At 33.5% G+C, this 14,885-nt stretch carries 15 protein-coding genes and 1 tRNA gene; 11 read left to right on the top strand and 5 right to left on the bottom strand.

All coding sequences use genetic code 11. The features are described 5' to 3' along the window. Positions 1 to 9: 9 nt before the first annotated feature. Genes LX95_RS05130 through LX95_RS05110 form a run of 5 tightly spaced genes read left to right on the top strand, consistent with a single transcriptional unit; the run spans position 10 to position 3,878 of the window. On the top strand, positions 10 to 597 hold the full coding sequence (locus tag LX95_RS05130; RefSeq protein ID WP_211307639.1) for a conjugal transfer protein: 588 nt from the start codon (positions 10 to 12) through the stop codon (positions 595 to 597). Next, a complete protein-coding gene (locus LX95_RS05125; RefSeq protein WP_111540361.1) occupies positions 597 to 1,439 on the top strand; it encodes a hypothetical protein in 843 nt (280 codons plus the stop codon). Before LX95_RS05130 ends, LX95_RS05125 begins: the two co-directional genes overlap by 1 nt. Positions 1,440 to 1,449: 10 nt before the next feature. Further along, positions 1,450 to 2,067: a conjugal transfer protein TraK gene (locus LX95_RS05120; protein ID WP_111540360.1), complete on the top strand. Its 618-nt coding sequence runs from the start codon at positions 1,450 to 1,452 to the stop codon at positions 2,065 to 2,067. 45 nt (positions 2,068 to 2,112) lie between these two features. Next, positions 2,113 to 3,027 (top strand): conjugative transposon protein TraM, encoded by a 915-nt coding sequence (gene traM, locus LX95_RS05115; protein ID WP_111540359.1) that lies wholly within the window; start codon positions 2,113 to 2,115, stop codon positions 3,025 to 3,027. Beyond that, positions 3,024 to 3,878, top strand: coding sequence for a DUF4138 domain-containing protein (locus LX95_RS05110; RefSeq protein WP_111540358.1), 855 nt, complete (start codon positions 3,024 to 3,026; stop codon positions 3,876 to 3,878). Before traM ends, LX95_RS05110 begins: the two co-directional genes overlap by 4 nt. Before the next feature lie 53 nt (positions 3,879 to 3,931). Here the strand turns inward: LX95_RS05110 and LX95_RS05105 are convergent, their stop codons facing one another. Continuing rightward, on the bottom strand, positions 3,932 to 5,158 hold the full coding sequence (locus LX95_RS05105) for a site-specific integrase (protein ID WP_111540357.1): 1,227 nt from the start codon (positions 5,156 to 5,158) through the stop codon (positions 3,932 to 3,934). Between the two features lie 253 nt (positions 5,159 to 5,411). Then, positions 5,412 to 5,486, bottom strand: a tRNA-Pro gene (locus LX95_RS05100). 203 nt (positions 5,487 to 5,689) lie between these two features. Here LX95_RS05100 and LX95_RS05095 point away from each other — a divergent pair. Next, complete coding sequence (locus LX95_RS05095) at positions 5,690 to 6,916, top strand: multidrug effflux MFS transporter (RefSeq protein WP_111540356.1); 1,227 nt, start codon at positions 5,690 to 5,692, stop codon at positions 6,914 to 6,916. Beyond that, the gene (locus LX95_RS05090) at positions 6,913 to 7,425 is read left to right on the top strand and encodes a LexA family transcriptional regulator (protein WP_146240741.1); all 513 of its coding nucleotides are present in this window, start codon (positions 6,913 to 6,915) and stop codon (positions 7,423 to 7,425) included. The genes LX95_RS05095 and LX95_RS05090 overlap by 4 nt, the downstream gene beginning before the upstream one ends. A 49-nt stretch (positions 7,426 to 7,474) precedes the next feature. Here the strand turns inward: LX95_RS05090 and LX95_RS05085 are convergent, their stop codons facing one another. Beyond that, positions 7,475 to 7,798: a YbaB/EbfC family nucleoid-associated protein gene (locus LX95_RS05085; RefSeq protein ID WP_111540354.1), complete on the bottom strand. Its 324-nt coding sequence runs from the start codon at positions 7,796 to 7,798 to the stop codon at positions 7,475 to 7,477. A gap of 126 nt (positions 7,799 to 7,924) precedes the next feature. On the opposite strand from LX95_RS05085, the gene LX95_RS05080 reads away from it, so the two are divergent. From LX95_RS05080 to LX95_RS05070, 3 genes are all read left to right on the top strand, one after another. Next, positions 7,925 to 9,991, top strand: coding sequence for a S9 family peptidase (locus LX95_RS05080; protein WP_111540353.1), 2,067 nt, complete (start codon positions 7,925 to 7,927; stop codon positions 9,989 to 9,991). 78 nt (positions 9,992 to 10,069) lie between these two features. Further along, positions 10,070 to 11,110 carry a PLP-dependent cysteine synthase family protein gene (locus tag LX95_RS05075; RefSeq protein WP_111540352.1) on the top strand — a complete coding sequence of 347 codons (1,041 nt, stop codon included), beginning with the start codon at positions 10,070 to 10,072 and terminating at the stop codon, positions 11,108 to 11,110. Positions 11,111 to 11,253: 143 nt separating this feature from the next. Then, positions 11,254 to 12,513, top strand: coding sequence for an aminotransferase class I/II-fold pyridoxal phosphate-dependent enzyme (locus LX95_RS05070; protein WP_111540351.1), 1,260 nt, complete (start codon positions 11,254 to 11,256; stop codon positions 12,511 to 12,513). A 120-nt stretch (positions 12,514 to 12,633) separates the two neighbouring features. Here LX95_RS05070 and LX95_RS05065 read toward each other — a convergent pair whose 3' ends face one another. Together LX95_RS05065 and LX95_RS05060 are read right to left on the bottom strand one after the other, a co-directional pair. Further along, entirely contained in the window at positions 12,634 to 13,446 is an 813-nt protein-coding gene (locus LX95_RS05065) for an alpha/beta hydrolase (protein WP_111540350.1), read from the bottom strand. A 62-nt stretch (positions 13,447 to 13,508) separates the two neighbouring features. After that, positions 13,509 to 14,477, bottom strand: a complete 969-nt coding sequence (locus tag LX95_RS05060) for a transporter (RefSeq protein WP_111540349.1) — start codon at positions 14,475 to 14,477, stop codon at positions 13,509 to 13,511. Positions 14,478 to 14,579: 102 nt separating this feature from the next. Between LX95_RS05060 and LX95_RS05055 the strand changes: the two genes are divergently transcribed. Continuing rightward, positions 14,580 to 14,861, top strand: coding sequence for a DUF4834 family protein (locus tag LX95_RS05055; RefSeq protein ID WP_111540348.1), 282 nt, complete (start codon positions 14,580 to 14,582; stop codon positions 14,859 to 14,861). The last annotated feature ends 24 nt before the right edge of the window (positions 14,862 to 14,885 follow it).

Below are 14,885 nucleotides of genomic sequence, written 5' to 3'. Positions count from 1 at the left end.
ACACTTATGATGAAAACAAAAATCAAAACTACTTTAATTGGACTAGTTCTTACTGGAGTGCTTTTGTTGCCCAGTGCTGCTACCGCTCAAGGAATGCCTGTTTATGACAACACCAACTTTATCAGTTTGGCAAAATCACTGATAGAGTCTGCAAAGCAAACCTCTCAATTGTTAAAGACCGTCAAATTTCTAAAGCAACAAAAAGAAAATTTAGAGAAAGTAAACAATGTAGTGAAGCAATTAAATGCGGTGCAAAGGATTAATGAGAATAACCAGCAGCTATTTTCAACGGTTCAACATGATCTTCAGGATATACTGAACTCTCCCTACATCCATGCCAACGAGGTAACCAAGGTTTCCAATTCCTTTAATAAAATTATTGAAAGGAGCCTTGATGACCTAGACTTTATTGATGAGATACTCTCCAGCGATTATTTAAAAATGAGTGATGGGGAAAGAGCAAAAGTGTTGAAAGAGAAGGAACGCCAGTCCGAGGAAATGGTCTTTGAAATCACTCAAAAAACCAAACGTTATCGGGATATCATCTCCTTCCGCGAAATGCAGGATAAAATCAATAATCGAGAAAACGGATTCTAATGACTGCCATGTTTTTTTTAGGAATTGGGTTGGAATATATAGATTCCGTCTTTCAAGTGATTAAAAACAGTGATTTTTCACAATATACCATTGCTGGAATGAAGGTTTTGGCGGTACTCTTTTTCTTGATCAATATCCTAAAAAAATATAGCGAAGGGGTAACCGATAAAGAGGGTTACACTTGGGGATTGAGTCCTGGGGAATTAGCTAAAAACTTTGTTATTGTCTTGCTGGTTATTTTTTCAACTCAAGTACTTGGATTTTTTGACGGTATTTTGGTGGCCATTGAGTCTCAATATCGGTTGACGGCACCGGCACTTTTACCGCTTCAATTACAAGATATTGAATTGGAAAAAGACATTGGGGGCTGGGATGCGGCTACAAAAGCGATGTCTTTACTCTATGATGCCCTAGTAACCCCACTTTACCCCGTTAAGGTTTTCTCTTTTGTAATCGGACTGTTTCTTTGGGTACTGGATTTATTTCTCTATCCACTTTTCTTGGCGGAACGCTATTTTCTCTTGGGAATTATGCAAGCCTTTTTCCCCTTGGTAATCAGCCTCTCCGTTTTTGAAAAGTTTAGGTCTTTGGCTTATAACTTTTTCAAACTTTATGCAGCGGTCTATATGTTGGTCCCGGCTTTCTTTCTGGTGAATGTTTTTGTCAATCAAATCTATACGGAGATCAATACCAATTTTTGGTCGAACCTTTTGGGGTCATCCGCAGGAAACGAGATGATCAAAATTATTGTAGAGGCTGGCTCAATAGCCTTTATCGTGTTTTTAAAATTCAAGTTATACAAAAGGGCAACCTCATTCACGTTTCGATTATTTAGCAATTAAAACAGATAAAATGAAGACACCTTATAAAAATATTTATACCGTTTTGAAAACCAACCGGTTCATTGTCGTTTTTGTGGTTTCCATGGCATTGGGATCCCTTATCTACTCTGGCTGGATCGTTTATGATATAAATAAAAAAGCACTCAATCATGCGTTCGCCATCAATACTAATGGTGCTGTGATTCCTTTGCAATGGGTAGATCAAAAAGATAACTTAAAGGTAGAAGCTTTGGATCACCTGCGTTTATTTCATACCTACTTTTATCAGATCAATGCTACTAATTTTAAAAAAAATCTTGAAAAGGCACTTTGGTTAGGTAACAGTTCTGTTGATAATGTCTATCAACAAAAAAAATCAAATGGTGTCTATAACCGAATCTTACAATTCTCCCTTATACAAAAAGTTATTAGCATAGATTCTAAAGTGGATCTGTCTCAAGAGCCTTATCGATTTAGGACCACTACTATTTTTGAAATCAATAGAGGGAAAGTAACCGATAAGTACCAGCTGGTTTCTTCTGGCGATCTAGTGCATGTAGATAGAAGCTACCCCCACAATACCCATGGTCTATTGATCACAAATTACTTTGAAAATTCGTTAAAAAAAATAAACAACGATAACCCATAATCAACTTAACATGTAAACCCCATGGGTTGCCATAAAAAATATATTATGAAAATAAAAAAAAATAAAATTGTTTTTATTTCTGTACTCGCTACTATTCTCCTTTTTATCATTAGTTATTCCATTTTAATGTTGGGGGATGAAAAAAATACAGAAGAGCTAAAACAGACGACTGTTCCTAAATTAAAAGAAGAAAAGGAAACCTATGGTTCTAAATTAGAAGCTATTAATGACCTCAAGGAAGAAAGAGAAAACAATGCGCCAAGTCCATATGATGAAAATTTATTGGACTCCCTAGGATATTATGATCTTGATTATGTAAGAAAGGAAAAGAAGAGGGTCGTAGATAGTATAGTTTTAGCCAACAGGATCTCTTATAACGAAAATCGTTATGAAAGTAAAACCAATGCGTTGACCAATATAGATAGCACAAGGGTTGATGCCGATAAAAAAGAAACGCTATCGGCTAAAGAGATAAGCTTGGAGCATCAACTTTTCTTTGCCTCTGAACCCGCTAAAGGTGAGCTTTCCCTTGCAGCAGAAACAGATGCCCATATATACGCAGCTGTAGATGGAAAGCAGGTAGTAAAAAAGGATTACCGTTTACGCATGCGACTGATGAGAAAAGCTAAAATAGCAGGGAAAATATTTCCAAAAAATACCCCTGTTTTTGGTTTTATAAAATTCCAACCGAACCGTGCTATGGTGGAAATCAACAACATTGACCATCAACCCGTAGAACTCTTGGCCTTTGATTTACAAGATGGGAATGAAGGCATTTACGTGGAGAATAGTTTTCAGGCCGATGCTAGCCAAGAAGTCCTAGATGATGTGGTAGGCGATATAAATATTCCAACTATTCCCCAAGTGAGCGGTATCACTAAAATTTTCCGTCAAAGCAATCGCAATGTAAAGGTTACCATAACCAATAATTATCAACTTTTATTAAAACCTCAATTATGAAAACTTATCAATTTTTTACCATTTTAATTACGGTATGTTCAATATTGAATACCCAGGCTCAGAATGAAGTAGAACATACAGACAACATTCAATTAGATACCCTTTATGCCAATGAAAAAAAGAGCGTTGCCCTATTTTTTCCAAGTGCTATCCAACAAGGGGTCACGGGCACAGAGAATTATATCTTCACCTATAATCGGGATAAAGAGCAATATTTAGGTTTACTTCAAGCCAAACGTGGGGAAGAGAGTAACTTGCTTGTGGTAAATACCGACGGATCCGTGTATTCCTTTATTTTAAAATACAAGGAAAAGTTAGATCAACTCAATTATTTTATATCCAAAACCCAAAGTATAGGAAACCAGATACCTAGCATAAAGCAAGCTCCGTTTCAAGAGAAAAGTGTACAAAAATTTACGGATGCTTTGTATTACCCACGTTTTTGTGCCTATTTGATGAAGCAAGAACGAAGAACCATAGGAGTGAGGAACCGATCTTACGGAATAAAACTTCAAGTAAAGAACATTATTTTTGAAAACAATGAGCTATACTTTGTAATAGAAATTGAAAACAAGTCTTCATTAGACTATGACGTGAATTTCCTAGATTTTTACGTTGAGACACGAAAAAAAGGAAAAAAGAAGTCTCTGCAGAAACTTCTAAAATCACCAATATACACGTATCATATGCCCCAAAAAATTAGAAAAGGTCAAACCCATCAATTAGTGTACGTATTGCCCAAATTTTCCTTAGCCAATGACAAAAGGCTAAAGGTTGAACTTCATGAAAAATATGGAGAACGGAATGTTCAACTTAAAATCAAAAACAAACATATCAACAACCCAGACTAAATATTATAACAGAGAAACTTAATTTAATTACTAGAATAAACAACCTTGATCAATTACGTCAAGGTTGTTTCTTTTTTACGACCCAATTTATTTTTTAAGGCTTCCATGTCATTTGCAATCTTTTTGTCCACTACACGTGCATATATCTGTGTGGTTGCAATTTTGTGGTGCCCCAATAGCTTTGACACGGTCTCTATGGGTACCCCATTTTCTAGGGTTACACTTGTGGCGAAGGTATGTCGTGCCGTATGAAAACTTAATTTTTTACGGATCTTTAGTTTCTTTGCAATTACTTTTAGATATTGATTGGTTTTTTGATTGGAATAAATAGGCAATAGATTTTCAGTAATACTATTTTTAGCACCTTGTTGATACTTAAGAATAATGGCTTCTGCTTCTGGCAATAAAGGGATTCTTACGCTGGTATTTGTTTTTTGCCGTTTGGTGTAGATCCATTGTTGCTTTTGATCTGGAGAGTGAATATGGTTCCAAGTAAGTTTTTTGACATCCATATAGGATAGTCCCGTATAACAGGCGAAAACAAAAATATCCTTGGTCAGCTCAATTCCTTTTTTTTCAAAGGTTGACAGTTGAATTTTTTCCAATTCTCCTTGGGTAAGGTAGACCATATCCACAGGTTCAAACCTTAACTTGAACCTACTGGTTGGGTTTTTGTCTATCCATTCCAGATCCATGGCCAAGCGCATAACTTTCTTGAACCTTTCAATATGTTTCATTACCCCATTGTTGTGAAGGTCGGGTTGGCTTCTCAAATACGTTTCAAAATCAATTAAAAACTTATAATCTATTTGTTTCAAAAAAATATTGGAAGTCTTGTATTGTGTGCTTAAAAATGAAAGCAGATATTTAGTAGTCGTAAAATAATTTTTTAAAGTACCGTGGCTTAATACATTTACCATATTAGTATTGTGGTAGGTCAGCAGATCGGTTAAGGATTTGTGTTTTTGGTCCGTGCCCAAATACCGGGCTTTGACAAGTTGGGCAGTAATAATTTTATCTTCTTTGATTAATTCGTCATAAATGGAAAGCAATTTGGAATGGTTACCCTGAATCTTAGCATTAATAATTTTTGCCTCCTCGGAATTGCCTTTGTAGCGGTTTTTTACGGAATCCCATTTTTCTGACGGAATTGTTCTTTTTAAACTTAGTTCCAATGATCTGCCATTGACGGTTATCCTGGAATACAGGGCGGCTAATTGGGGTTGTTTTTTCTTTTTACGGATAAAAAATGATACGGAATAGGTTTGATTTGTACGCATTTGGTCTTTCTTTAATGAAACAATAGTTGCTGTACGAAAGTCAAACTATTACAAAATGCTATAAATAAGTAATTTAAGATCGTAAAGATACAAAAAATGAACTCACGATTAACTCAGGCAATGACCAAAAAACTCACGATTTACTCACGTTTTGAATGAGATCATTTGCTTGAGTTTATAGTAAAAAAAAAGAGTAACTATATGATATTCATATAATTACTCTTGATTTGTGTTAAAACCTAGGTTTTAAAAGTCGGGATGAGAGGATTCGAACCTCCGCTCTCGCGCCCCCCAGACGCGCACTTTAACCGGACTAAGCTACATCCCGTAAATTTCGTTTGCGAATATAATAAAATGGAAGTGCATTATGCAACGCACAGTATTTTTTTAGTAGATTTTATTAAACGATAATCATCCTTAATAACTAATGATAATGCGTATAAAGGGAGTAGAAATTCTTTAGAATACTAATTAAATGTTAAATGAAATTTATAGGTATTGTAGCAATTATGATTGGACGAAATTTGCAAAATGCAAGAAGATTTTACTGTTAGAGATCATAAACGCGAGAGAATAATTCTATTCGTTTTAGGAACACTCATAGCCTTGGGGCCATTTTCTATAGATATGTACTTACCCAGTTTTGGGAGCATAGCCAAAGAGTTTTCAATTAGCAAAACAGATGTAGGACTGTCACTAACTAGCTATTTTATAGGAATAGCACTGGGGCAATTAATGTATGGACCTATTATGGATAAATATGGTAGAAAAAAACCTTTGTTGTTTGGATTACTTATATATTTTTTGGCAGCCATAAGTTGTGCATATTCACCTACGCTAATGTGGTTAGTCATCTCTAGATTTTTTCTTGCGGTTGGGGCTTCTGCAGGAATGGTGGCTGCAAAAGCAGTAGTAAGAGATATTTTTCCGCCAGAAGAAGTTGCTAGAGCAATTTCATTTCTCATGCTTATCATGGGAGGAGCTCCAATTATAGCACCTACAATTGGTGGAATTGTGATCACCTATTTTACTTGGCATATCATTTTCATTATTTTATCCATATTTGCTCTCCTTATGTTTTTTAGTGTATTTAAATTCTTACCAGAAAGTATAGAGCCAGACAAAACCGTAGAGCTTAAACTAAGTAAGGTCATTAAAAAATACTACGGAATATTTACTGATAAAATTTTCCTCACTTTTTCTTTAGCAGGTAGTTTTACTATTGGAGCTTTATTTGCCTATATCTCAAATGCACCTATACTTTTTATGGATAACTTTAATTTATCTGAAACTGAATTTGGTTGGCTTTTTGGACTAAACGCTGCGGGACTTATTGTAGGTTCTCAACTTAACCGATTAGTTTTAAAGAAAAACTCTACATTTAAGGTAACGAAAATCATAAGTGTAGTTTTAATAGGTCTATCGATTTTCCTTATTTTAAATAGTTTATGGTGGAATGATTTTTACCTAACAATTATAAATCTCTTCTTCATTCTCTTTCTTCTCGGTTTTCAAAATCCAAATACGACGGCCTTATCACTATACCCATTTACTAAAAGAGCCGGTAGAGCTTCGGCTTTAGTGGGGAGTTTAAAAATGGCGTTAGGAGCTATAGCTTCATTTATTATAAGTATTTTTAATACTAAAAGTATGCTTCCTATGTCTATAGTTATTTTTTCTTGCTTACTTATAAGTAGCCTATTAATTTTTAGATTTCAAGTGAAAGAGAAAAGAGCTTTAGTGACTATAGGTAGGTGAAGATATATTTTCTAATTTGTAAAATCCCTTGTATAACTGAGGAAAATCTAGATGATTATTTGGTTAATTACAAAAACCCTCATTTTGTAGAAGAGCTTCCATTATTGCAATTACCTATAAATTCTGACAAGATATTTAGAGCTTATACAGTAAACAATTTAGAGATGACAGATCATGATCGTGGGCTTTACCCCAAGGATGTAGTAGTAGGTGAATTTATTCCTCAAGAAGTTTACAGTAAGCTTAATAACGGAAATATAGTCTTAGCTTATGTTGGCAATCAACTTGTATTAAGAAGACTTTATGTAACAAAAAATAAAATTACTTTAAGAGCAGATCATAAAGGTATTGATGATCTTTTCTTTAAACTTAATGAAATTAAAGAAATTTGGAAAATACGTTATGTTTTTTTCAGGAGAGTTCCAGAGTTAAATGTCTCCCATAACTTAGAAGATAAGTTAAGTTTTTTAGAACAGGAATTTTTAAAATTGAAAGAAAGAAATCTGTAAAACCATACCATTTAAATAACTGCCTTAAATAGTATGGTTAAATTAAATATTATTTAAAAGCATCCATCCCAGGTATACTTGGCATTCCTTCTTTAGCTACAGCTCCCAACTCTGCTTCGTGAACATCGGTAGCTTTTTTTATAGCTTTATTTAAGGTAAGCACTAAATAATCTTCCAATTGCTCCTTATCCTGCAAAAGTTCATCAGCCACTTCTATAGCTTTAATTTCTCTATTAGCAGTTAGTGTAATTTTAAGTAAGTCGTCGCTAGACTTTTCTTCTAAAGTAACTGTATCTAATCTTTTTTTGGTTTCTTCAACTTTGGCTTGGGTTTCTTTAATTTTATTCATCATACCCATCATATCTCCAAACATATTCTTTATATTTTTTGTGAATTGCAAATTTATTAAAATAAGTGATTTTTAAAAGAATTATTAAGTAGCTATAAGACTTTCTTTTAAACTAAATTTTACCTTTGCGGTCGTTAAAAAAGATATTAGATGTTGAAAACCCAAATAATTCCGCCTAGAGCGAAAAAAATAGCAAAAGAATTAAATATTCATAATGAAATAAGAGTCGATGATTATTTTTGGATGAAGGATAGGGATGATCCAGAAGTTATTAAATATCTAGAAGAGGAAAATGGTTATAACGAACAAATGACTGCTCATACCAAACAATTTCAACAAGAATTGTTTGATGAGATGAAGAGCAGGATAAAGGAAGATGATGCTTCTGTTCCTTATAAACATAACGGTTATTGGTATTATGTTAGGTTTGAAACTGGGAAAGATTATCCCATTTATGCCCGAAAAAAAGAAACTTTAGAATCTCCTGAAGAAATTTTATTCAATGTAAATGAAATGGCCGAGGGTCATAGTTATTATAAACTTACAGGAGTCAATGTAAGTCCAGATAATAAATTAGTTGCCTTTGGTGTAGATAATGTAAGTAGAAGAAAGTACACCATTCAAATTAAGAATTTAGAAACAGGTGCTATTTTACCACTTAAAATCGAGACCACTACAGGAAGTTCTACTTGGGCAAATGATAATAAAACTCTTTTCTATACCAGAAAAGATGAAGAAACTTTACGTTCTAATCAAATTTTTCAACACGTTCTTGGAGACGATCCCGAAAAAGATATGCTGGTTTATCAAGAAGATGATGAAACCTATAATGCTTATGTTTATAAAACTAAGTCAGATAAATACGTAATTATAGGATCGAGTAGTACTCTAAGTGATGAGTATAGAATTTTAGATGCAGATGAGCCTAGAGGAGAGTTTCAATTGTTTCAAGAACGCTGCCGCGGATTAGAATACAGTATTTCTCACTTTGAAGATCATTTTTATATTTTAACCAATAAAGATGAAGCTGTTAACTTCAAATTGATGAAAACGTCAATAAATAAGCTTGCAAAGGAAAATTGGGAAGATGTATTGCCTCACCGGGAAGATGTTTTATTGGAAGATATAGAAATATTTAAAGAATATTTAGTGGTCAGTGAACGCTCAAATGGTTTAAATCATATTAGAATCATGCGTTGGGATGAAACCGAAGATTATTATCTGCCTTTTGATAATGAAACTTATACTACAGGAACAGGTACTAATCCAGATTTTGACACTCACATCTTAAGATATGGTTATAACTCATTAACCACTCCAACATCGATCATAGATTTTAATATGAAAACGAAAGAGAGTGAGGTTAAAAAAGAACAGAGTGTGTTAGATAAAACTTTCCGTAAAGAAAATTATATTTCAGAGCGAATTTGGGCTACCGCAAAAGACGGAACTCAAATACCTATCTCTTTAGTCTATAAGAAAGGTATACAACGAGATGGCAGCAATCCAGTTTTGCAATATGCTTACGGAAGTTACGGACATACAGTAGATCCTTCTTTTTCTACTACAAGATTGAGTTTACTTAATAGAGGTTTTGTTTTTGCTATTGCTCACATTAGAGGAGGAGAGTATTTAGGTAGAAATTGGTATGAAGATGGAAAGATGCTTCAAAAGAAAAATACTTTTACAGATTTTATTGATTGTACACAGTATCTAATAGATCAAAAATGGAGTTCACCTCAACATATGTATGCTATGGGTGGTTCTGCAGGAGGTTTATTAATGGGAGTTGTGCTTAATGAAGCTCCGCATTTATATAATGGCGTTATAGCAGCTGTACCGTTTGTAGATGTCGTATCTACAATGTTAGATGATAGCATACCTTTAACCACTGGAGAATATGATGAATGGGGGAATCCTAATGAGAAAGAATATTATGATTATATGAAATCTTATTCTCCATATGATAATGTAAAAGCTCAAGATTATCCTAACATTCTTATCACTACAGGTTTTCATGATTCCCAAGTTCAATATTGGGAACCTTCAAAATGGACTGCCAAGCTGAGAGAATTAAAAACAGATAAAAATATTTTATTATTCCATACCAATATGGATGCAGGTCACGGCGGTGCTTCAGGGCGATTTGAAGCTTTAAAAGAAGTAGCTGAAGACTATGCTTTTTTATTAGACTTGGAAGGAAAAATTCATAATTAAAAAAAATAATGTAAATTTGCGGTGTTTTGCTTATTTGTTAAAAGTAAATAACGCATTTTTTAATAAGAATTTCATTATATGAAAGAAGACTTACAGGTTTATAATAACGTCTTAGAATTAATAGGAGACACCCCTCTAGTTAAATTAAACCGTATAACACAAGACATTAAAGGAGAATTTTTTGCAAAAGTGGAAGCTTTTAATCCAGGACATTCTACCAAAGATAGGATTGCGTTATATATAATTGAAGAGGCAGAGAGGAAAGGAATTTTAAAACCAGGTGATACAATCATAGAAACTACTTCAGGAAATACGGGTTTTAGTATTGCTATGGTTTCTGTAATTAAAGGTTATGACTGTATTTTAGCCGTTAGTTCAAAGTCTTCTTCCGATAAGATAGATATGTTAAAAACGATGGGAGCAAAAGTATATGTTTGTCCTGCAAATGTATCGGCAGATGATCCGCGTTCATACTATCAAGTAGCAAAAAGATTACATCAAGAAATAAAAGGTTCGGTTTATATCAATCAGTATTTTAATGAGTTGAACATGGATGCTCATTTTAAAACTACAGGGCCAGAAATTTGGAAACAAACTGAAGGGAAAATTACGCATTTAATCGCTTGTAGCGGAACTGGAGGAACCATTTCTGGAACTGCACGTTATTTAAAAGAACAAAACCCTCAAGTTAAAGTGATAGGAATTGATGCTTATGGCTCGGTTCTAAAAAAATATCACGAAACAAGAGAATTTGATGCAGATGAAATTTACCCATACCGAATTGAAGGTTTAGGAAAAAATTTAATCCCTACCGCAACAGATTTTGATACGATAGATCGTTTTATTAAAGTTTCTGATGAAGAAAGTGCACATACCGCAAGGTATATAGCTAAAACTGAAGGAATGTTTGTTGGTTATACTAGTGGAGCAGCATTTCAAGGAGTTAAACAATTAGCAGAAGAAGGAGAGTTTGATGAAAACTCTAGAGTGGTGATTATTTTCCCAGATCACGGATCGCGTTATATGAGTAAGATATATAGTGATCAATGGATGCACGATCAAGGCTTTTCAGATAGTGAAAACAATGTCGATGCCGAAAAAATAGAATTTATTAAATAATATAATAACCTTATAAAATAAAAGCATCCCAAAAGGATGCTTTTGTTTTGTTTATAACTTAGTGAATTGAAATAATGGAAGTAAGCTGTATCATTACATTTTATTCATTATTTTTGCGCGTTAAGTTGTATTAAAAATTTTTTATGAAAGATTTATTCGATAAAATATATAGAGACAAAGGACCATTAGGAAAATGGGCAGAACAAGCAGAAGGGTATTTTGTTTTTCCTAAATTAGAAGGAGAAATTAGTAACCGAATGAAATTTCAAGGAAAAGAAGTAATTACTTGGAGTGTAAATGATTATTTAGGACTTGCTAATCACCCAGAAGTAAGAAAGGTAGATGCAGAAGCTGGTGCTAAATACGGTTCGGCTTACCCAATGGGAGCTCGTATGATGAGTGGTCACACTCATTTACACGAACAATTGCAAAATGAGTTAGCGGAATTTGTAAATAAAGAAGCTTCTTATTTATTGAATTTCGGTTATCAAGGGATGGTTTCTACTATCGATGCATTAGTAGGTAAAGATGATGTTATTGTCTATGATGTAGATGCACACGCTTGTATTATTGATGGAGTGAGGTTGCATTTAGGAAAAAGATTTACTTACAAGCATAACGATGTAGCAAGTATCGAAAAAAACCTGCAAAGAGCCGAAAAGATAGCTGAGCAAACAGGTGGTGGTATTCTTTTAATTTCTGAAGGTGTTTTTGGAATGAGAGGAGAGCAAGGAAAGCTAAAAGAGATTGTAGAGCTTAAAAAGAAATATAACTTTAGATTGTTTGTAGATGATGCTCACGGTTTTGGAACTTTAGGGAAAACTGGAGCAGGAGCAGGAGAGGAGCAAGGAGTACAAGATGATATAGATGTTTACTTTGCGACTTTTGCTAAATCTATGGCAAGTACAGGAGCTTTTATAGCAGCCGATCAAGAAGTGATTGATTACCTAAAATACAATTTAAGATCTCAAATGTTTGCCAAGTCATTGCAAATGCAATTGGTAGAAGGCGCTTTAAAACGTTTGGATATGTTAAGAACCATGCCAGAGTTAAAAGAAAAACTTTGGGAAAATGTAAACGCATTACAAAATGGTCTTAAAGACCGTGGTTTTGATATTGGTACCACGCAAAGTTGTGTAACACCAGTTTATTTAAAAGGAAGTATTCCTGAAGCTATGGCTTTAGTGAAAGATTTGAGAGAGAATCACGGAGTGTTTTGCTCAATCGTAGTTTATCCAGTAATTCCTAAAGGATTAATTCTTTTAAGAATGATTCCAACAGCGTCTCATACGTTGAAAGATGTAGAGGAAACTTTAGATGCTTTTGGTGCAATTAGAGAAAGATTAGAAAACGGAACATATAAAAGAATGTCTGCCGCAGTTGCAGCAGCTATGGGAGAATAAAATAACGTTCTTTCAAATATATAAAAGGTCATCTAAAATATTGTTTTAGATGACCTTTTTTGTTTTTATAAAGTTTGTGCTTTCGCGGATTTTTTAAATTAACTTTAATATTTCTCCAGGCTAGTTATTTTCATTCAAAGACCAGATTATAGCTTTCTCTTTTGTAGCTCTAAAAATGGTATGATGTTTTTCGTTGGGTTCATCAGAATACTTCCAAGTCAATTTACTTGGAGCATCCTCTTCTAAAGATTTTGCAAGATTATTAGTGTGTATAGAAATATCTTTAGCACTAGAACCAGCAAACCATAATTTTTTTGATTTCTGAGGAAAGTTATGAAGATAATCTATGGCTTTTCTTTCTAAATAATGATTATTCCACCAAAGCGATGGATCTATAGCAATATAAAAATCAAATGCTTCTGGTTCTAGAAAAAATGTTTCCATAACAAAAAGTCCTGCTAATGACTCTCCAATAATTCCTTTTTTAGCCGAAACTTTGTATTCCTTGCTAATTTTTGTCATTAACTCTTCGGTGATAAAGTTTCGAAAATTTTTAGCCCCATCGGTTAATGGACAATATTTTTCGTCATCCTCGATTTCAGAAAAACCCGTTAAATCTCTTCCTCTTTCCGTGTTTTCAATTCCGACAAGGATAATAGGTGGTATTTTTTCACTTTTTACAAGTTGTGAAATAGTATTTGCTATATGAGGAAAATCTTCTTTTATTCCGCCATCGGGCATATAAAGCACCGGAAAAGAATTGGTATTTTCATAATTAGGAGGTAGCCATACATTAATGATCCTGGTTTCATTTACATATTTTGATTCTATAGTGAAATTATCATGTTTTGGAATAGAGTCATTGTAGGTTTGCTTAACGCCACAGCTAAAAATGAAAAAAGATAGAATTAGGTAGAATGCAGTATTTTTCATTTTTTAGACTTTACTTTTATGTTTTTAAGTGTTTACACTATTCTATGATTGTTAACTGCTAATTATTCGTTCATAGTCCCATCAGGGTTTACTAACTCGCTATTACGCTTTTCCTTTTTTGATTCCTTTTCTTCAGCTTTTTTTGTTTTTTCATCCATGATGATTTCATCTTCGGCGTGCATATCAATTCTATAGGAAACACCAAGGGCTACTTGCCATTTAGAAGGAGTGTCTTTAAAGTTAACTAACCCCGAAATATCTACTTGTAAATCTTTAGTTATTAAATAAGCTCCCCCAGCTCTAGCTATATCGTCGGCATATAGATCACTTTTAATGGCTTGATATTCTCCAAATACCGAAACTTTTTCGTTAACGGAATGCGTCATTGTAAATATTCCAGAATAAGAAGGATATTCTCCTCCAATTTTATCAGCAATAAAATTCATGACAAAAACAAATCTTCCCCAATTATTTTGAGTAATCAAGGCCGCACGCGGACTTAAAGCTGATTCTTCCTCCAATAAATAAGGATTATCTCCAAATAATAAATTGGCTCCACCATAAATAGACACTGCAGGAATTAGATCTCTCCATTTAAAACCGTTATTCGCTTTCCAACTATAAATATTGGGTTTTTCTAAACTTCTTTTCTTATAAGGATCATATACGAGGTATTTTAATCCAAGTGTATTACTTTGAAAATTACTGTACTTCTCTTCTAAAGTTTCTCCTCCAGTATTTGTGTACTGATTAGTTTGTAAATAAGAACCACTTAAGCTGACCTCTAACTGCTCCATTAAAAAACCATATCTAACTTCATAATCTATCCCAAACAGATCTTTTTCTATTTTTTTTCTATTATGATCATCATTTCCTATTCGTGCACCAGTTTCAAACTGCAAAACTTGGTTTCCTACAGCAAATGCGCCTTGAGAACCTCCAGGACGATTGGAGTTAATGGTTTCAGTATATTGGGCTTGAGCACTAAAGCAAGCGATTGAGAATAGTGACGCAATAAAAAATCTTTTCATAAGGAAATTGTTTCAACCAAATATATAGATTTTTACTATTTTTTATCATTTAAAACCTGTTTTTAAGCAAGACAATTAATAATTTTGTATAAAAATAGATTTATGTACTTAGCATCTTTTACGGGATTTATAAAAACCGTACTTATAATAGTTCTTGTTTACTTTGGGGTAAAATTTTTGTTTAAGCTATTTAAGCCATTGATTTTAAAATATATCATGAAAAAAATGGGAGAGAAGGTAGGACAAAGTTTTCAGCAAGGATTTCGACCTCCAAATTATCAAAATAAGCAAGAATCTAATTCTGAAATAAACAGTACTCCTAAAAATTCAAGAAATAAGAAGAAACCTGTGGGAGAGTATATTGAATACGAAGAAATTGACTAAATTTCACACTTTTACTTCTTAAAA

This window comes from Mesonia algae, from assembly GCF_003253545.1.
GTDB classification, from domain to species: Bacteria; Bacteroidota; Bacteroidia; order Flavobacteriales; family Flavobacteriaceae; genus Mesonia; species Mesonia algae.
The sequence above is the reverse complement of the archived record's forward strand: the minus strand, read 5'-3'. Positions and strand labels throughout refer to the sequence as shown.